Raw genomic sequence first — 19,095 nt, 5'->3', positions numbered from 1 at the left:
CAAGCCCGGCGTCTCGGGCACGATGGGCGCGATGGCCATCAGGCAGGCCCGGCCCGACGGCTACACGCTCGCCGTCATGCCGGTCACGGTATTCCGCCAGCCCTTCATCCAGAAGACCACCTTCGACCCGGCGCGTGACTTCACCTACCTCGCGCGCATCACCGGCTATACCTTCGGCGCGGTGGTGCGCGCCGATTCGCCGTGGCGGGACTGGCATGACTTCCTCGCCGCCGCGCGCGCACGGCCCGGCACGCTCGGCTACGGCTCGCCGGGCCAGTTCTCCTCGCCGCACCTCACCATGATGGAACTGGCCGGCAAGGAAAACCTGGCCGTCAACCACGTGCCGTTCAAGGGCGACGCCGACTGCATCAACTCGCTGATGGGCAACCACGTGCAACTGTGCGCCGCGGGCAACTCGGCCGGCACGCTGGTGGATGCCGGCAAGCTGCGCTGGCTCAACCTGTGGACCGCGCAGCGCTCGTCGCGCTGGCTCGGCGTGCCCACGCTGCGCGAGCTCGGCTACGACATCGTCTCCAATTCGCCGTACGGCGTGGCCGGGCCGAAAGACATGGACCCGCACGTGGTGCGCATCCTCGAAGCCGCGCTCAAACGCGCCGCCGAGGACCCGCAGCACCTCGCCGCGCTCAGGCAGCAGGACCAGGACCTGATGTACCTCGACAGCGCGAGCTACACGCGCTACGCCATGCAGCAGATCGCCAGCGAGAAGGCGCTGGTGGAACGGCTTAGCATCAAGGCGGACTGACCTGGCGGTTTGCGGGGGGCACGTGGTGGTGCGTGATGCTGTCGTGCCGGGGCGGGAACTGGTGCTTCTTGCGGAGTGAATGTCTTCGCTTTCGCCGGCGCTCGCCCGCTCCCCCGGCCCCTCTCCCGCGTGCGGGAGAGGGGCCGGGGGAGAGGGCCAGGCGCCGCCACGAAGTCACCACCACCGCGAACCGCAACCCGCGCTTCCCCGCCAAATAAAAGACGGCAGCAAAAAAAAAAAGCGGCCCACCAGAGCCGCTTTCCTCCCAGCAACACAAACTCAGCGCATCCTCACTCCACCTGGATCTTCGCCGTCTTCACCACGCCGCCCCACAAGGCCAGCTCCTTCTGGATACGGTCCGACAGCGGCTTCGGCCCGGTGATGTTGAGGTCGTAACCGCCCTGCGTCATGCGCTGCTGGAAAGCCGGATCGTCGCCGATCGCCTTCTGCGCCTTGACCAGCTTGTCCACCACCTCGGCGGGCAGCCTGGGCGGCCCCACCAGCGCGTACCAGCCGGTGACGTCGTAGTTCTTCAGGCCGGACTCGATCATGGTCGGCACGTTGGGCAGCGCGGCGTTGCGGGCCTTCGACGTGACCGCCAGCGCGCGCACCTTGCCGCCCTGGATATAGCCGATGGCGGTGCCGGTGATGTCGAACATGAACGTCACCTTGCCGCCGATCACGTCGGCCATCGCCGGCGAGTTGCCCTTGTACGGCACGTGCAGCATCTTCACGCCGCCCATCTCCGCCAGCAGTTCCGCCGACAGGTGGTTGGAGGCGCCCACGCCGGCCGAGCCGAAGCTCACGCCTTCGGGATGCTTGCGCGCGTAGTCCACCAGCTCGCCCACGTCCTTGGCGGGGAATTCCTTGTTGATGAGCAGGACGTTGGTGTAGTCGGTGATCAGGCCGATGTAGCTGAAGTCCTTGGTGGGGTTGAAGTTCACCGACTTCTGGATCAGCGGCGTCATGGTCATGGTCGGGCTGGCCACGAAGTACAGCGTGTAGCCGTCCGGCGTAGACTTCGCGGTCAGGTCCGCGGCGATGGCGCCGCTGGCGCCGGCGCGATTGTCCACCACCACCGGCTGTTTGAGCACGCGGCCGAGGTAGTCGGCGTAGATGCGCGCGGCGGTGTCGACCGGGCCGCCGGGCGCGTAGCCCACCAGCAGCTTGACCGGGCGCGCCGGGTAGGCGTCGGCCCAGGCGACGCCGTGCGCCGCGGCCAGCAGCAGGCCGGCCATCATCCATCGTTTCATCGTGTCTCCTCCTTCTTGTGTTTGCGCCGGCGCGCGTTCAGGCCGCCGCCGCGTTGCCCTCCACCAGGGCGCGCAGCGGCTGCTTGAGCAGCTTGCCGCTGGCGGTGGTGGGAATGGTCTCGATCACGCACACCTGCGCGGGCCGCTTGTACGGCGCCAGGCTCTCGCGCAGGTAGGCCTGCAGCGCGGGCACGTCGAGCGTGGTGCCGGGCTGGGTTTCGATAAAGGCCACCACTTCCTCGTTGCCGTCGGCGGCGGCGCGGCCCACCACGGCGGACTGGCGCACGCCGGGGAAGGCATTGATGACCGACTCCACCTCGATCGGATAGACGTTGAAGCCCGAGCGGATGATCAGGTCCTTCGAGCGGCCGACGATGAACAGCGCGCCGTCCGCGTCGAGATAGCCCAGGTCGCCGGTGTTGAGCCAGCCGCCAGGCAGCAGCGCCTCGGCGGTCTGCCCGGCGTTGCGGAAATAGCCGCGCATCACGCCGGGCCCGCGCACGCGGATCTGGCCGCGCTCGCCGGGCGGCATCGGCTGGCCCTGCTCGTCGGTGATGGCGATCTCCACGCCTTCGACGATGTAGCCGGCCGAGCAGTCCGCGCGCGGCGCGTCCTTGCGCGTGATGAACAGCGAGCCGGCGTACTCCGTGATGCCGTAGCCGTGGTGCAGCGGCTGGCCGAACCACGTCTCGGTGTCGCGCTTGAGCGTGGGGTCCAGCGGCGCGCCGCCGGTGTACAGGTAGCGCAGGCGCGGGAAGGCCGTGGCGCCGGTCTGGCCGGTGCGCGCGGTCATCTCGCGCGCCAGCGCCATGATGCGCGTGAACATGGTCGGCACGCCCTGCAGCATGGTGAGGCCGGGCGAGCGCAGCGCCGCGAACACGTCGGCCGCGTCGAAGCGCGGGCGCATCACCAGGCTGGCGCCGGCATAGAGCGTGGCCATCAGCACCGTGGCGATGCCGAAGATATGCGACAGCGGCAGCGCACCGTAGGCGATGTCGTCCGGGCCGAGGTCGCGCGAGGTGGCGGAGATGCGCGCGAACACCGTCAGGCCCGCGTGCGGCACCATCACGCCCTTGGGCGCGCCGGTGGTGCCCGAGGTATAGATCAGCGTGGCGATGTCGCGCGCCTCGGCGGCGTCCACGCGCTGCGGCGCGTGCTCCGCGCGCAGCACCGCGAAGTTCGGGTCGAGCGCGGCGCAGTCCGACGGCTGCGCGCCGAGGCGGGCCGCGTGCGCGGCGGCCACGTCGGACACGTTGCTGGTGAAGAAGGTCAGCAGCGGCTCCGCATGCGCGCGGATGCCGTCGATCTCGCGCGGCGAGAGCCGCGCGTTGACCTGGATCGGCCACGCATGCAGCGTGCTGCACGCAAACAGCATGACCACCATCTCGGTGCAGTTCTCGCCCACCACCATCACGCGGTCGCCCTGGCCCACGCCGCGCGCGGCCAGCCAGTCGCGCGCGGCGGCGATGCGCTGCCACAGCGCGCCGTAGCTCAGGATCCCGCCGGCCAGGTGCAGGCAGGGTGCGTCGGGCGCGCGCTCGGCCCAGTGCTTGGGGATGTCGTGGATGAACTCAGGGCGGAAGGAAGGCATGATGCGGGCGATGTAATGCGGATGACGCTGACAGGAAGAAGCCGGCGCCGCGAAGCGCCGGCCACGGGCAAAGCTACTGGTCCAGGTGGATGCCGGCCGACTTGATCAGCCCGTCCCACTTCTGGTACTGGCTGCGCATGTAGGCGCCGAACTGCGCCGGCGTGGACGGGAACGGCACCGTGCCCTGCGCCGCCAGCCGCGCGGCCAGCTCGGGCTGCGCCAGCGCGGCCACGATCTCGGCATTGAGGCGGTCGACCACCGCCGGCGGCGTGTTGGCCGGCGCGGCCACGCCGAACCACGCGGTCAGCTCGTAGCCGGGCACGCCCGCGGCGGCCAGCGTGGGCACGCCGGGCAACTGGTCCGACGCCTTCGCGGTGGTCACGCCGAGCGCGCGCACGCGGCCGTCGCGCACGTAGGGCAGCGCCGTGGAAATGCTGTCGAACATCATGGTCAGGCGCCCGCCGATCAGGTCGGTCATGGCCGGCGCGCTGCCCTTGTACGGCACGTGGTCGATGCGCACGCCCGCCATGTGGGTAAACAGCTCGCCCGCCAGGTGCGAGGACGAGCCGTTGCCGAACGAGCCGTAGCTCAGCTTGCCGGGCTCGCGCTTGGCCAGCGCGATCAGTTCGGCCACGTTGCGCGCGGGCACCGACGGGTGCACCACCAGCACGTTGGGCAGGTAGGCCACCGACGCCACCGGCGCGAAATCCTTGAGCGGGTCGTAGCCCGGCTTGTCGTACAGGCTCTTGTTGACGGCCAGCGAGCCGAAGGTGCCGAAGAACAGCGTGTAGCCATCGGCCGGCGCGCGCGCCACCGACACCGCGGCGATATTGCCGCCCGCGCCGGGCCGGTTCTCGATCACCACCGGCTGGCCCAGCCGCACCGACAGCGCATGGCTGATCTCGCGCGCCAGCAGGTCGGTGGCGCCGCCCGGCGGAAAGGGCACGACCAGCCGCACCGGCTTGTCGGGATAAGCCGCGAACGCGCTCGCGGCGGCCAGCAGTCCGCCGCATAGCGCGAGCAGCCTGGTGCATCGTTGGGTCCAGCGTGACATGCGCCTGTCTCCTCGGCGTGATTTCTGTTTTGTGCTGCGATGGCACGGCGCCAGTTTGGGCCAGCCGCCGCGGGCACGCCATTTGGATTTGGCTAAGGCCGCCTTCAGGCTGGCGTGAATGGCATGCTCCGCCATCCGCGCACTGGGGGAAACCCTTGTCAGGAATGCGGGGACAACAGCCGCACAACGCTTTGTGCCTGCCGAAGTGCGGCTTTGCCATTGCGGAAACTCCGAACCACGCGCCGCACATAGAATCGTCTCACCGTATCGTGGAGGCAGCCGCGTTGCGCCGGCATGCCGCCGCCGCGACGCGGCCAGCCTTCCCAACCGAGGGGACAAGCAGATGGATTTGCGTTTCAACGCCGCGGAGCAGTCGTTCCGCGAAGAGGTTCGGACCTTCGTGCAGGCCAGCCTGCCGGCGGACATCCGCGACAAGGTACTGGCCCACCAGCGCGTGGAGAAGGACGACTACGTGCGCTGGCACCGCGTGCTGCACGCGCACGGCTGGGGCGCGCCGACATGGCCGAAGCAATGGGGCGGCACCGGCTGGACGCCGCTGCAGCGCCTGATCTTCGAGATCGAGACCTTCCGCGCCGGCGCGCCGCGCCTGCTGCCGTTCGGCCTGACCATGATCGGCCCGGTGCTGATGAAGTACGCCAGCCCCGAGCACCAGGAACGCTTCCTGCCGCGCATCCCCACGGTGGAAGATTTCTGGTGCCAGGGCTATTCGGAACCGGGCTCCGGCTCGGACCTGGCCTCGCTCAAGACGCGCGCGGTGCGCCACGGCGACCGCTACATCGTCAACGGCCAGAAGACCTGGACCACGATGGCGCATTTCGCCGACTGGATCTTCTGCCTGGTGCGCACCGACACCGAGGCCAAGGCGCAGGAAGGCATCTCCATGCTGCTGATCGACATGAAGACGCCCGGCGTGACGGTGCGCCCGATCGTCACGCTCGACGGCGGCCACGACGTCAACGAAGTGTGGTTCGAGGACGTGGAAGTGCCGGCGGCCAACCTGCTCGGCGAAGAGAACCGCGGCTGGACCTACGCCAAGTACCTGCTCGGCCACGAGCGCACCGGCATCGCCGGCATCGGCCACTGCAACCGCGAACTGCGCCAGCTCAAGCACTACGCCGCGCAGGCCACCGACGGCGCCGGCCGCCCGCTGATCGACGACGTGCGCATGCGCGACAAGATCGCGCGAATCGAGATGGACATCATGGCGCTGGAAATGCTGCTGCTGCGCGTGGCTACGCAGTCCGCCGGCCAGCCCGGCCCCGAGGCCTCCATCGTCAAGATCCGCGGCTCCGAGATCCAGCAGGACCTGGCCATGCTGCAGATGGAAGTGGCCGGCCCCGGCGCCTGGCCGTATTCGCCGCGCTGGCTCGAGGCCGGCGAGACGCCCGCCGACCTGCCGACGCACGCGCCGGCCTGGGCCGCGCCCGCGGCCTCCACCTACTTCGACATGCGCAAGACCTCCATCTACGGCGGCGCCACCGAAGTGCAGAAGAACATCATCTCCAAGATGATCCTGGGTTTCTGAACGCCGGGACGGAAGGAACAAGCACAGTCATGGACTTCAACTACAGCGAAGAACAGCAGATGCTGGCCGACAGCCTGCGCCGCTTCATCGACACCGAATACACCTTCGCCCGGCGCCGCGCCAGCGCGCGCGGCGGCAACAGCCTCGACCGCGCCGCGTGGGCCCAGCTCGCCGAGATGGGCGTGCTCGGCCTGACCGTGCCCGCCGAATACGGCGGCTTCGGCGAAAGCGCCGCCAGCCAGCTGGTGGTGCAGCGCGAACTCGGCCGCGGCCTCGTGCTCGAGCCGGTCACGCCCGCCGCGGTCATCTCCACCGCCGTGCTGAGCGCCTACGGCAGCGCGGCGCAGAAGCAAGCATGGCTGCCCGCCATCGCCGGCGGCGAGCGCATCGTCACCCTCGCCTACCTCGAGCCCACCACCCGCTACCGCGCCGAAAGCGCGCGCGCGGCGGCCGAGCGCAAGGACGACGGCTACCAGCTCAACGGCACCAAGACCCTCGCCTGGCACGGCGAAGCCGCCGACGCCTTCCTGGTCAGCGCGCGCCTCGCCGGCAGCAACGAACTGTCGCTGTTCCTGGTGCCCGGGGACACGCCCGGCCTGAGCGTGCACGGCTATCCCACGATGGACGGCCTGCGCGCCGCCGACATCACGCTGCACGACGCCACGGTCGACGCCGCCGCGCTGGTCGGCAGCGAAGGCAACGGCCTGGCCGCGCTCACGCACGGCATCGACCACGGCATCGCCGCGCTGTGCGCCGAAGCCGCCGGCGCAATGGAACGGCTGATCGAGATCACCGGCGAATACCTGCGCACGCGCCAGCAGTTCGGCAAGCCGCTGGCCGCGTTCCAGGCGCTGCAGCACCGCATGGCCGACATGCTGGTGCAGAAGGAACTGGCGCTGTCGATGGCCTACGTCGCCGCCCAGGCGCTGGACGAAACCGACCCCGCGCAGCGCCGCCGCATGCTCAGCGGCGCCAAGGTGGTGGTCGCCAGGGCCGGCCGCTTCGTCGGCCAGCAGGCGGTGCAGCTACACGGCGGGATGGGGATGACGGACGAACTCGAGGTGGGGGACTACTTCAAGCGGCTGACGATGATCGACCCGCTGCTGGGAGATAGCGATTTTCATGTGCAGCGGTATGGGGAGGTGATGGTGGGGTAGGGGTCGTCTCAAGACGATCCTGGCATCGTCGCGCGGCCCGGCAGGCGCCACTTGCACTTGTCCGCAGCCGCGCGCCGTTCTGCCGGCCTTGCCGGCTGGCGCGCGCCGCAGCGGATTCACGCCTTCGTGCCGGCCAGGCTATCTATCCTGTTCCATTCGATGGCACGCTTGCGCCAGTGGGTATCGATGGTCTGCGTGAAGTCCGGCCTGACCAGCTTGGCGCGCGCTTCGCACCAATCAGCCGATTCGCGGCGCACCACCACACCTTCCAGCGGCCCGGCGCGATAGTGACTTGGCGTGTTGCCCACCACCTGCTTCAACTCGCTCAGGGACGTGCGACCTTGCCGGATCAGTGGGACCGTGCTCAGCCCCACCGACTGCGCCAACGCATTGCGACGCGCCGTGCTCCAGAACCGGTTCGCGGCGCGGTCATACACGTCGAACAGCAAGAACCAGTCGGGCAGTGCGCTGTAGTCCAGCGAATGCCGGGCGGCACACCACTCACCGAACAGCATCAGTTCGGGTTCCAGACCGCCCAGCAGCGCATCGGCGTGCACGGACAGCCATGCGGGCAGGCGCGCGAACTGGCCTGCATGCGGCTCGATCAGATACTGGCCGCGATTCTGGGCAAGCAGCCGGCCCTCCGGGGACAACGAAAAACCCAGGTTGGCACCATCAAGCTTTTCTTCGACGACGACATCGCCATCCAGCAAGTCCCTGGCTTCGGTGAGCGACAGCACCTTGTCGTCGCGGGGCTCTCCCCGACCGAGCCAGGCCAGATGCGGCGTATGGGGGAAACGGAAGAACGCTGTCACGAGTTGCCACCAGGCAATGCCGGACCAGGTTTGCCGGGAAATTTCCTGCCATAGAACCTGCAGGCATCGGCCGGGCAGAGAAACTCCACCTCAACGCCTTGAGCCCGCAATGCCGGCCACCAGTCCAGCCATTTGCAGTCAGCCGCCTGCCATACCGGAGGTTTGCCGGGGTGAGCATGGGCCACGGCGGCGAACTTCCGGTCAGGGGCATCGAAATGCGGTTCCAGGACCGGATCGGGAAATTCGGCGAAGCGGTCAGCCGCCGTCTCCGTCAGCGATACCTGCTCTACGCGCGCGGCGTTGCCCGCTTCTCGCAACAGCCACTTCAGGAACACATCGCCAACCCCCTTTGGTGGATTGACGCTGGTCTTGTGCAGATACTCGCCAAGTATCCTGTAGCCATCGTCGATCACCGCCACGCCACCCTGCTGCACGGCCTGCAGACGCCGCACGCACTCGATGACACAATCGGCCGACACGTCGGCATGCTGCCCATTCGCAACCAGCAGGACATTGGTATCGATGACAGCCTTCATTCTGCCCTGTCCTTCTGGTCCAACTCACGCCTGCGCTGCATCGCTGCCAGGGTGCGGCCCGCGATGTCGGCCATCTCGTCGCCGAAGAAGTGCTCCGGCCAGTTCTCGATTTCGCCGAACATGTTCAACTTCAGCGGCTCCAGTTCGGTGGCGGCGCCGGCACGACGGCAGAAGTACACCGCCACGTCCTCGGGTGCAACGGCGCCCTCGGCCACGCGGCGCTGCAGGCGGTTGAGGAAATGCTCGGAGTGGCTTTCCACGATCAGTTGAACATGACGCGCCCTGCCGTTTTCACGCGCCTGCGTGGCCGAAATGAATACGTCCGCCAGTTCGGCCTGCACCTGCGGGTGCAGATGAATCTCGGGCTGCTCCATCCACACCGTGGAGTTCGGCGGGCAATAGAAAGCCTGCACCAAAGCCGGAAGCACCTGCGACACGCCGAACCCGACATCGGTGATCTTGACCTCCGGCGCCTTGGCATGCGTCCTGACCAGGACTTCGTATTCCTTGCGCCCTTCTGCCACGGGCTTGACGGAAAAATCATGTATCACGCCCAGGTCTTTCAGCCAGGCGGCAATGAACGTGGCAAATCCCTGCTTGGCCCGCTTCGGGCCACGGTTGAGCATGCGCCCTTCGCTCTGTGCCGCCAGGATTGCCGCGATGGCGTACTCGCCCATCTGCCCCACGCTCGAAGGCGTATCTCCCGACCACTGATAGATCCGCTGGGGATGATTGCGCAGAGGCCCCAGATAGGACAGGCTATCCAGCATGGCCTCGGTGGCCAGCGCGAAGTCCGCCAGGAAGCCCGCGTTCTTGAAGCGCGCATTGCTGACGTCCGACAGGCGATAGAACTTCTCCGGCTCCTCGAGAGGCCATTTGCGGCCGTCGGCCATCTTGAACCCGTAGCGCTGCGATGACAGCGTGAATTTCCGCTTGTCATCTCGCCGCAGCGACACATCGAGAACGTCTTCCGCATCCGAGCCCAGTACATAACTCAGTGCCTGCACCTCGGGCTGGGCGGACTTGCCGGCAACCAGTTCCACCGCCAGCCGCATATGGTCGCCCTGGTAACGCACCGCGGCTTGCAGTGGATCGCGCACCTCCAGCGCCCTGGGCAAAGACCAGCCGATCTCGAACTCCAGTGACTGCGTCAAGTCATGGCCGTGCAGGCAGTCTGCGAAGGTGCCCAGATCGATGAGTGAGGAGGTATCTCCCAGATGCAGAGCCCGTTTTCGATCTGTCGAGCGCGCCGTTTGCTGCAGAGCCAGCAACAAGTGCCCGAGGCTGCTTTTGCCCGCGCTGTTGGCGCCGAAAATCACCGTCAATGGCGCCAGACGAATCGGACCCGTGTCTTTCCAGGCTTTGAAGTTCTTGATATGAAGATGGTTCAGCATCGGCGGATGTTCCCTTCTCAAATTCCGCTAACGAATGACCTCTCGCCGCTCACCGACGCATCGGCAACCAAGCGGAAGGCCTTCATCGAAACCGAGGATACGTGTTGGATCCACAGCACCACCCCGTCGATCAGGAAGTGGCAAGGTGGTAGTCGACGATGTACTGGAAAGGTGATGCGGCATTGGGATGTTTCTCTTCCTGCTTCCTTTATGCCGCAGCCTGTTGACGATCATTGCCGCCAATAATACATCCAATCACATCCGATACTTCTGCCGGCACGCTGCCGGGAACGCAGCGTGGCAAGACATGACGGATTCCCTGGAACAATCCATCTTCGCGATTGCCTGCCGTGGCTGGCCCGATACCGCACGGTGGCCAGTCCACGATATGCCTGTTCCAACGGATTCCCCATCGGGCGCGCCGGCTAACAGCTCAAATCACCAACTCAATCAAGAACGGCCCCGCCTTCGCATTGGCCGCCGCGAACAGCGCCGCAAACCCCTCCATATCCACCGCGCGCGCGCCTTCCACCCCCATGCCGTTGGCCAGCTTCACCCAGTCGAGATCGGGGTTGCCGATGTCGAGCATGTCGAGCGCGGTCTTGCCGGGATTGGCGCCGACGCCGGCGAGTTCGCCGAGCAGGATCGCGTATTTGCGGTTGGCCAGCACCACCACGGTCACGTCGAGCTTTTCGCGTGCCATCGTCCACAGCGATTGCAGCGTGTACATGCCGGAGCCGTCGGCCTGCAGCGCGACCACGCGGCGGCCGGGCGCGGCGACGGCGGCGCCGGTGGCCAGCGGCAGGCCGTCGCCGATGGCGCCGCCGGTGAGCTGCAGCCAGTCGTGCGGCGCGGCGTGCACGGTGCCGGGATAGAAGGCGCGGCCGAAGCTCACGCTTTCTTCCACCACGATGGCCTGCTCGGGCAGCAGCGCGGTCAGCGTCTGCGCCACGGCTTCGGAGGTCACGGCGCCCTTGGCGACTTCGTGCGACGCAGCGGAGGCCGGCAGCGCGACGGCGGGCGCGCCGAGTTCGTCGGCCAGGCGCGCGAGCGCTTCGGCGAGGTCCTGCTCGGGGCGGGCGAGCACGAGCACGTCGGCGTCTTCCGGGTACGGGCGCGGCGACTTGCCGGGATAGGCGAAGAAGGTCACGGGCGGCGGCGCGCCGACCAGGATGACGTTGCGGATGCCGGCCAGCTTGGCGCGCGCCACGTCGCCGGAGTACGGCACGCGGTCGACGTTGAAGCGGCCGCGGCCGCGCGACACGCGCGCGTTGGACATCGGCGTGATCAGGCGCGCGTCGGTGGCGGCGGCGATGCGGTGTGCGTCGGCCAGCGGCGCTTCGCGCAGCGCGGCGCCGGCCAGCACGATCAGCGTGGGCTGGCCGGAGCGCAGCACGCGCGCGGCCTGCTGCACGGCGTCGGGCGAGACCTTGGGCACCGGCAGCGGCGGCAGCGGCGCGGCGACCTTGCCGCCGGCGTCCCAGCACACGTCGGAGGGCAGGATCAGGCTGGCCACGCCGCCCGGCGCGCCGAGCGCGGCCTGCACCGCGGCGGCGGCATCGGCGCCGACCGAGGCGGCATGCGTGGCGGTGCGGGTCCAGACCGAGACCGGGCGCGCCCAGCCTTCGGTGTCGGCGGTCAGCGGCGCGTCGAACGGGCGGTGGTAGGTGGCCTGGTCGCCGACGATGTTGACCACCGGCGTCTGCGCGCGGCGCGCGTTGTGCAGGTTGGCCAGCCCGTTGGCCAGGCCCGGGCCGCAGTGCAGCAGCGTGGCCGCGGGCTTGTCGGCCATGCGCGCGTAGCCGTCGGCCGCGCCTGTCACCACGCCTTCGAACAGGCCGAGCACGCAGCGCATGCCGGGGATGCGGTCGAGCGCGGCCACGAAGTGCATTTCGCTGGTGCCGGGATTGGCAAAACAAGTATCCACGCCGCACGCCAGCAGCGTCTTGACCAGGCTTTCGGCGCCGTTCAGTTCGCCCTGCCCGTTGTCTGCGTGGTTCGGCTGGTTGCGCTCGGTTGTCTGCATTGGCTTGGTTTCCGGTTGGGTTGCAGGATGAGGGTGCTGAATCGGGACGGCCGCCGCGGTCACGGCTGCGCGGCCGGACGTGGCGGATAAGCGGGGACGGCGCCCGCGCCGGGCGCGAGCAGGTCGAAGTCGAGGCAGACGAACTCGCTCGGGAATTCGATGCGCGCGTAATAGACGATCACGCCGTCCACGCAGGCATGGCGGCGCAGCTCGGCCACCGGCGCGCCGACCGGCAGCGCCAGCCGGGCCGCGGTTTCCGCGCCGGCGGCAATGACGGACAGGCGCTGGCGGGCGGCCGTGACCTTGAGCTGCGGGAAGCGGTCCAGCACCGGCACCGAGGCGCCCTGGCGGAACGCCTCCGGCTCGCGCGCGAACACGCCGGCCTCGATGTACACCTCGCTCAGCGCGAACGGCTTGTGCTCGATGTGGTGCAGGCGGCGCAGGAAGCGGTAGCCCGGCGCGCGCGCGGCGCTGCACGGCAGGCCGAGCTCATCGGGCAGCGGCACCAGGCCGTCGGATTCGCCGAGCGCCTCGGTGCCGAGCCGCTCGCCCACCGCCACGGCCTGATCCCAGCTGACCGGCAGCGTCAGCGGGCGGCGCTCGCGGCAGCCGGCCTTGACGAAGGTGCCGCGGCCGCGCTCGCGGATCAGCAGGCCTTCCTCGTCCAGCAGGGTCAGCGCGTTGTGCATCGTCATGCGCGCCACGCCGAATTCGCGGCAAAGCTGTTCGAGCGAGGGAATGCGCTCGCCGGGCCGCCACTCGCCGCTCTCGATATGGCGGCGGAAGATGGTGGCGAGCTGGAGGTAGACGGGCTGACGGCTGCGCGAAAGCAGATCGCCGGAGGCGGCAAAGGCTGGGGGCAGCGCGGAGTTCTGCATGTTCGGCGGGAGGAGCGGCGAAAGGAGCGGCGGAAAGCTCGGCAAGCCGCGCGAGCGGCGGGCGCAGCCTGGCTGCAAGCGAGCTACTTTAGTAAGGTCTACAAACCTAGACTACTAGGGTTAACTAGCGGACCCGCGCCGGACGCGAAAAAAAGCGCGGGAGAATTCCCGCGCTTTGCGCTCGTCCTGGTGGCATGCGGCGCGGCGCCGCCTCGCAGCATGCCGTCCTGATGCCGCCTTCAGGCCGCCATCGGCGACGAGCCTTCCGGCGGCCTGACCTGCATCAGGGCCGGCGCATGCATGGTGGCCGGCATGGCATCGGGTGCGGTCAGCCAGCCTTGCACGGCCGCCTGGATGCCGTCGGCCTGCGCCTGCTTGCGACGATAGGCGGCGCGCTTCCTGGAGGGCAGTTCCATCACGTCGCGGCGCGGCTGGTCGACCGGCATGCCGATGTTGCCGCAGCCGAGCGGCACGCCGCCGTACTCCGCCCAGAAGCTTTCGTAGTCGCACAGGATCGCGCGCGGCGTATGGCGCTGGCGTCCGACGTGGTTGCGCCGGGATACCCCCACGATGCGGCGCGCGCCGAGCGCCGCCGCCAGGGCAAGCAGCGCTGCCATGACCGTGTCCTTGGGGCGCAGGCCGTCGCAGGCCTTGGTCGATTCGCGGATCAGGTCGCGGCTGTGCTCGCCCATCGGGCCCTGCAGGCCGCCGACGAAGATCTCCGCGCCATCCTTGCCCTGCCGGAGGTAGAAGCTGAGCTGGCTCAGGCAGGTGCCGCTGGCGGTGTCCTGCCAGTAGAAGGCCAGTTCGCCTTCCTTGGGGTTGGGCCCCGAGTCGGCCAGGCGCAGCGCATAGCGCCCCTCGCCAAACGCGCAGGCCAGCCCGCCATGCACGTAGATGCGCTCGCACAGCGCCATCGGCACCAGCGCGCGCAGGGTGCGATAGTGGTCCAGCACCGTGTCCATGCGCGCGCGGAAGCCCAGCCCGGACACACCCAGCGGGCGGTACGGGCGCTCCAGCAGCGCCGGCCTGGCCACCGCCACGCACCGCATCAGCGCGCAGGCATCCACCGCCTGCAGCCAGGCGCGCACCGCCGCGAAGCGGAACGCCGAGCGGCAGAACAGTTTCAGGCGCTTGAGACGCGAGCGCGCGCCATATTGCGGATAACAGAACACCGCCAGCGCGCTCAATGTCGCCAGATAGCGAAAGTAGAAAAACGGCCCGAAGTCACGGAATAAACCACGGGCGTGGATTGCCGAGAGCCATTGAAGGCTCGACACTGGTCCCTGCACGGCTTGAAGCTCCCCTGTTCCGCAGCTAAGCCGGTAACCGGTCTTGTCTGTCCGCGGCATCTGACACGATGTTTACGAGACGGCAGGTCTCCCGACGGACGGGAGGCCAGGCAAATGTATCCGGCCCGTAATATTTCGTAACGAACAGTAATAGTTCCCGTTGACAGGAAAGTGGGGAATTTCTGCGGACAACAAAAAAGGCCGGCTTGGGGCCGGCCTCGCGCGCTCGACAAGATCAGCTCGCCACTTGCTGTTTCCCTCCCCGCGCGGGCAAAGGAAGGCACCGGGAAAGCGCCGGCGCCATCACGAAGTCAGCGCCTACCCTCGCCCATTCCGCGGCAGTCCGGACAATCCGGGACCAATCCGGGACCAATCCGGCCCCGGCTCAGCGGTGTGCCGCTGCCGGCCGCCGCTCCGTCGCGAAATACAGCCCCGCCAGCACCGGCAGCCCGAACCCGATCCAGCTGGTCAGCATCCAGCCGCCGTGGGCGAAGGCCCAGGCCCCCAGCGCGGAGGCGATGGCGCCGCCGGCGAAGAAGATCGCCATGAAGACGCCGTTGAGCCGCCCGCGGATGGCGCCGCCGAGCGAGAAGATGGCGCGCTGGCCGACCACGAGGTTGGCCGCCACGCCGAAGTCGAGCGTGATGGCGGCGATGGTGAGCGCGGCCAGCGCCGGCATCGAGCCGGGTGTGCCGGCCATGCCCAGCAGGAAGGCGCCGGCCGCCAGCGCCATCGCCAGCGCGGTGGTGGGGCGGCCCAGGCCGCGGTCGGCCAGGCGCCCGGCGATAGGCGCGGCCACGGCGCCGGCCACGCCGGCCAGCGCGAACAGGGCGATGCCCTTCTGGCTCAGGCCGAACTCCGGTCCCGCCAGCCACAGCGGCACGGTGGTCCAGAACAGGCTGAAGGCGCCGAACATGCAGGCCTGGTAGGCCGCGCGCCGGCGCAGCACGGGCTGGGTGCGCAGCAGTTCCCACATCGATGCCAGCAAGGCGCCGTAGCGCACCGGCACCGGGCGGCGGTCGGGCAGCAGCCGCGCCAGCACGGCGGTCAGCACGGCCATGCCGACCGCCGAGCCGGCGAAGATGGCGTGCCAGCCGAACAGGTCGGTGACCAGGCTGGAGACCGGCCGCGCCAGCATGATGCCGAGCATCAGCCCGCTCATCACGTTGCCCACCACCCGGCCGCGCACGTGCTCGGGCGCCAGGTGCGCCGCAAACGGCACCAGCACCTGCGCCGCCACCGAGCTCAGCCCGATGCACACGGCCGCGGCCAGGAACACGCTGGCGTGGCCGGCCAGCGCCGCGACCGCCATCGCCACCGCGCTGGCCGCCAGCAGCGTGCAGATCAGGCGGCGGTTCTCGATGATGTCGCCCAGCGGCACGATCAGCAGCAGGCCCAGGCCGTAGCCGGCCTGGATCAGCGTCACGATCAGCCCGGCGGCCTGCGGCGACAGCCCCAGCGCGTGGCCGATCGGGCCGATCAGCGGCTGGGCGTAATACAGGTTGGCCACGATCAGCCCGCAGGCCGTGGCCAGCAGCAGCGTCATCCAGCTGGCGCCGCCCACCGGGCCGGCTTGCGTTGCCGCGGCGCAGTCCGCTCTTGTCGTCATGTCGATTGCATTCCTACGGTTGAGCCGGGCCGGTCCCGCAGTCGGGCGAGCCACGGATCGAAGGTCGAGATCATGCCTCAGATGGCCCGAGCTTGCAGGCCATCGCCGCGCTCAGGGCAGGTAGCCGAGCAGGCGCCACCAGAAGTAGTCCAGCGGCAGCAGCACCAGCAGGGTCGGCGCGGCCAGCGCCAGGCACAGCCGGCTGCCGGCGCGCAGCCCCACGCCGCCGAGCTGCATGGCGATCACGATGGGCGGCGACTGGTACGGGAAGAACACCGTGGAGAACACCGGCACCTGCAGCATCAGCACGCTTTCCAGCGGCAGGCCGGTGGCCTGCGCCAGCTCCCCGGCCAGCGGCGTGAGCACGGCGGGCAGCGCGGGCAGCGTGGCCACCAGCCCCAGGGCGGCGCCCATCGCGCCGAGCGCCGCCACGTTGGCGGCGTCGTGCCCCGGCGCCAGCGGCAGCCATTGCAACAACGCCCTGCTGATCGCCAGGCCCAGCCCGGTCGACTCCACCACCGCGCCCAGGCCGAGGAAGCCGGCCACGTAGATCAGCGGCGTCAGGTGCACCTGCTCGGCCAGCATGCGCGGCGACACCAGCCCCACGCCGGGCAGCAGGCACACGATGCAGGCCGCCAGCGAGATCCACGCCGGCGAGATGCCGTGCAGCGCGTCGGTGGCGAAGCCGGCCACGGCCAGCGCCAGGATCGCCGCCAGCACGGTTTCCTGCCGGCCCGGCGCGCCCGCGTCCTGCGGCGGCGGCGCGGCGGGACGCCCCGCTTCCGGGAACAGCCGGCACACCAGCCACACCAGCAGCACGGTCTTGAGCGCGCCGAGGATGGGGAAATGCAGCAGCAGATAGCTGCCGTAGCTCAGGTTGATGCCATACAGCGAGCCGGCCGCGCCGAGCAGCACGCTGTTGGGAATGTTGGCCGGCAGGATGGTGGTGGGCGGCATGTAGCTGGCCAGCGCCACCGTCAGCACCATGCCGATGCGCCCGTTCGAGCCGGGCGCGTAGCCGAGGCGGTCCGCCAGCGCCAGCACGATGGGCATCAGCAGCAGCACGCGCCCGGTGGTCGACGGCATCAGGAAAGCCAGGCCGACCGCGCTCAGCGCCACGGTGGCGATCACCTGCCGGTAGCTGCCCGTGCGCCCGCGAAAGACGATGGCCGCCAGGCGCTGCGCCAGCCCGGTGTGGCGCAAGGCCACGCCGGTCACTGCGCCGCCGAACATCAGCCACCACGCGGTGGAGGCGAAGCCGGAGAACGCCACCGCGGGCGGCGCCACGTGCAGCAGCACCGCGCACAGGAAGAACAGCAGCGTGGTGACGGGCTCCGGCAGCACGCCGAGTGCCCAGCAGCACACGGTGGACGCCACCAGCGCCGCGGCCGTCACCAGCGGGGCCGGCAGGCCGGCGGCGCGCCCCGCCAGCCACACGGCGGCCACGCACACGGCGATGACCGCGGCGGCGCGCGCGCTGTCGGAAAGCTTGCCGGCGGGCGGCGGGCTGGCCGCGGGCCGGGCCGTGGCGGTGGCCGGACTGGTGTTGCTGATGGTGTTGCTGATGGTGTTGCTCATGGGGCGGGCTCCGTGGCGCCTTGGCATGCCGGTCATGCTAGGCCGCGCGCGTTTGGCGGAGTTACACTTTCCGGGCAACTTCTTACGAATTCCAGCCACCGCCGGCAATCGCACCGGAATTCGCACCGAAAATCACGCCGGACCCGGTGCAGGATCTGCCCCGGGAATCCCCGCGACGAGACACCCGCCGATGACGCGCACCACCTACCAGCCCATCCCGCTGACCGAACCGACCACCGCGCAGCCGGTCGTCGTGCACCTGCGCCTGCCGCCGCCCAACGCCATCATCCGCCGCCACCGCCACGCATGGGGACAGGTCACGCTGCCGCTGCGCGGCAGCATGCGGGTGACGGCCGGGGACACCACCTGGGTGGTGCCGCCCATGCGCGCGGTGTGGATCCCGCCGGACGTGGAGCATGAGACCGTCACGCTCGGCGATGCCGCGCTGCATGCCTGCTACGTGCTGCCGGCCGCGGCGCCGCTGTCGCTTGCGAGCTGCACGGTGCTGGAGGTGTCGGCGCTGATGCGGCAGCTGCTGGTCGCCCTCGCCGGCGCAGCGGACCTGTCGCCGCGCCGGCGGCAGTTGAGCGCCGAGCTGCTGATCGAGGAGCTGCGCGCGGCGCCCGCGCTGTGGCCCGGGCTGGCGCTGCCGGCCGACCGCCGCCTCAAGGCGCTGTGCGACGCGCTGATGGAAGCGCCCGGCTCGGCCCTGAGCCTGGCGCAGTGGGCGGCGCGCACGGGCGCCAGCGAGCGCACGCTGGCGCGCCTGTTCCGCACCGAACTGCACACCAGCTTCGCCGCCTGGCGCCAGCAGTTGCGGCTGGCCCACGCGGTGGACCTGATGAGCCGCGGCAAGCCGCTCGGGCACGTCGCGGCCGAGACCGGCTACGCCAATGCCGGCGCGTTCTCCACCATGTTCCGGCGCGCGCTGGGACAGGCGCCGCGCGATTTCATGGCGCACCGGGCCGACACGTAGGCCGATGCGTCGGCCGACGAATGGGCCGACGGCACCCGGCCCGGCGGGGCCTTGGTAAGATGGCCGGCCAGTCCCCTTCCCACGCGACGAGAGGCCCCCGATGCCCATTGCCGACACCCGCGCCACCCCTTATTACGCCGTGATCTTCACCTCCATCCGCACCGGGGCCGACGACGGCTACGGCGCGATGGCCGAGGCGATGGAAGCCTCCGCGTCGCGGCAGCCCGGCTTTCTCGGCGTCGAGTCGGCGCGCGAGGACATCGGCATCACGGTGTCCTACTGGGAAAGCCTCGAAGCGATCGCGGCGTGGAAGCGCGACGCCGCGCACCTGATGGCGCAGCGGCTCGGCCGCGAGCGCTGGTACGCGGCCTACAAGACCCGCATCTGCCGGGTCGAGCGCGACTACGATTTCTCGCTGGACTGATACCGCGCAACCGACACCGCGCACCCCGCCCGCGCCGGCGCGGGTCAGGCCAGCCGCACTTCCTCCAGGTCCAGCAGCCGGACCATGTCGCGCGCCACCTCGTCCGAGATTTCGCGCTCGCGCGCGAGCTTGTAGATGGCTTCGCGCGATGCCTCGATCGCGGCCCGCCGCATGGCCCGCTCGACGTCCCGCCGCACCGGCTT

General features: G+C 69.6%; 16 protein-coding genes. 5 read left to right on the top strand and 11 right to left on the bottom strand.

Going from position 1 to position 19,095, the window contains the following annotated elements; all coding sequences use genetic code 11:
* A partial coding sequence (locus tag K206_RS0109835; RefSeq protein WP_020202247.1) for a tripartite tricarboxylate transporter substrate binding protein occupies positions 1 to 763 on the top strand: 763 nt, incomplete at its 5' end.
* 290 nt (positions 764 to 1,053) lie between these two features.
* Here the strand turns inward: K206_RS0109835 and K206_RS0109830 are convergent.
* The 3 genes from K206_RS0109830 to K206_RS0109820 form a co-directional block, all read right to left on the bottom strand.
* A complete protein-coding gene (locus tag K206_RS0109830) occupies positions 1,054 to 2,016 on the bottom strand; it encodes a tripartite tricarboxylate transporter substrate binding protein (protein WP_029043431.1) in 963 nt (320 codons plus the stop codon).
* 37 nt (positions 2,017 to 2,053) lie between these two features.
* A complete protein-coding gene (locus K206_RS0109825; RefSeq protein WP_020202245.1) occupies positions 2,054 to 3,607 on the bottom strand; it encodes a class I adenylate-forming enzyme family protein in 1,554 nt (517 codons plus the stop codon).
* Positions 3,608 to 3,680: 73 nt separating this feature from the next.
* On the bottom strand, positions 3,681 to 4,661 hold the full coding sequence (locus tag K206_RS0109820) for a tripartite tricarboxylate transporter substrate binding protein (RefSeq protein WP_020202244.1): 981 nt from the start codon (positions 4,659 to 4,661) through the stop codon (positions 3,681 to 3,683).
* A 343-nt stretch (positions 4,662 to 5,004) separates the two neighbouring features.
* Between K206_RS0109820 and K206_RS0109815 the strand changes: the two genes are divergently transcribed.
* Both K206_RS0109815 and K206_RS0109810 read left to right on the top strand, forming a co-directional pair.
* Positions 5,005 to 6,207 carry an acyl-CoA dehydrogenase family protein gene (locus K206_RS0109815; RefSeq protein WP_020202243.1) on the top strand — a complete coding sequence of 401 codons (1,203 nt, stop codon included), beginning with the start codon at positions 5,005 to 5,007 and terminating at the stop codon, positions 6,205 to 6,207.
* A gap of 29 nt (positions 6,208 to 6,236) precedes the next feature.
* The gene (locus K206_RS0109810) at positions 6,237 to 7,364 is read left to right on the top strand and encodes an acyl-CoA dehydrogenase family protein (protein WP_020202242.1); all 1,128 of its coding nucleotides are present in this window, start codon (positions 6,237 to 6,239) and stop codon (positions 7,362 to 7,364) included.
* A 116-nt stretch (positions 7,365 to 7,480) separates the two neighbouring features.
* Here K206_RS0109810 and K206_RS0109805 read toward each other — a convergent pair whose 3' ends face one another.
* From K206_RS0109805 to K206_RS0109770, 8 genes are all read right to left on the bottom strand, one after another.
* Complete coding sequence (locus tag K206_RS0109805; RefSeq protein WP_029043429.1) at positions 7,481 to 8,179, bottom strand: RNA ligase family protein; 699 nt, start codon at positions 8,177 to 8,179, stop codon at positions 7,481 to 7,483.
* Positions 8,176 to 8,715: a hypothetical protein gene (locus tag K206_RS0109800; protein WP_020202240.1), complete on the bottom strand. Its 540-nt coding sequence runs from the start codon at positions 8,713 to 8,715 to the stop codon at positions 8,176 to 8,178. The genes K206_RS0109805 and K206_RS0109800 overlap by 4 nt, the downstream gene beginning before the upstream one ends.
* A complete protein-coding gene (locus K206_RS0109795; RefSeq protein ID WP_029043428.1) occupies positions 8,712 to 10,109 on the bottom strand; it encodes a DUF3696 domain-containing protein in 1,398 nt (465 codons plus the stop codon). Before K206_RS0109795 ends, K206_RS0109800 begins: the two co-directional genes overlap by 4 nt.
* Positions 10,110 to 10,542: 433 nt before the next feature.
* Positions 10,543 to 12,081, bottom strand: coding sequence for an acetolactate synthase large subunit (locus K206_RS0109790; RefSeq protein ID WP_029043427.1), 1,539 nt, complete (start codon positions 12,079 to 12,081; stop codon positions 10,543 to 10,545).
* Positions 12,082 to 12,194: 113 nt separating this feature from the next.
* Entirely contained in the window at positions 12,195 to 13,013 is an 819-nt protein-coding gene (locus K206_RS0109785) for a GntR family transcriptional regulator (protein WP_052165843.1), read from the bottom strand.
* 239 nt (positions 13,014 to 13,252) lie between these two features.
* Complete coding sequence (locus K206_RS0109780) at positions 13,253 to 14,203, bottom strand: DUF535 family protein (protein ID WP_020202236.1); 951 nt, start codon at positions 14,201 to 14,203, stop codon at positions 13,253 to 13,255.
* A gap of 487 nt (positions 14,204 to 14,690) precedes the next feature.
* Positions 14,691 to 15,914, bottom strand: a complete 1,224-nt coding sequence (locus K206_RS0109775; protein ID WP_052165841.1) for an MFS transporter — start codon at positions 15,912 to 15,914, stop codon at positions 14,691 to 14,693.
* A 111-nt stretch (positions 15,915 to 16,025) separates the two neighbouring features.
* Positions 16,026 to 17,492, bottom strand: a complete 1,467-nt coding sequence (locus K206_RS0109770; RefSeq protein WP_020202234.1) for an SLC13 family permease — start codon at positions 17,490 to 17,492, stop codon at positions 16,026 to 16,028.
* Between the two features lie 190 nt (positions 17,493 to 17,682).
* Here K206_RS0109770 and K206_RS0109765 point away from each other — a divergent pair, with 190 nt between their 5' ends.
* Positions 17,683 to 18,468, top strand: coding sequence for a helix-turn-helix domain-containing protein (locus K206_RS0109765; RefSeq protein WP_020202233.1), 786 nt, complete (start codon positions 17,683 to 17,685; stop codon positions 18,466 to 18,468).
* Positions 18,469 to 18,568: 100 nt separating this feature from the next.
* Positions 18,569 to 18,892: an antibiotic biosynthesis monooxygenase gene (locus K206_RS0109760; protein WP_020202232.1), complete on the top strand. Its 324-nt coding sequence runs from the start codon at positions 18,569 to 18,571 to the stop codon at positions 18,890 to 18,892.
* Positions 18,893 to 19,095: the final 203 nt, after the last annotated feature.

Origin of the sequence: Cupriavidus sp. WS (assembly GCF_000395345.1) — a bacterium.
GTDB lineage: Bacteria > Pseudomonadota > Gammaproteobacteria > Burkholderiales > Burkholderiaceae > Cupriavidus > Cupriavidus basilensis_B.
The sequence above is the reverse complement of the archived record's forward strand: the minus strand, read 5'-3'. Positions and strand labels throughout refer to the sequence as shown.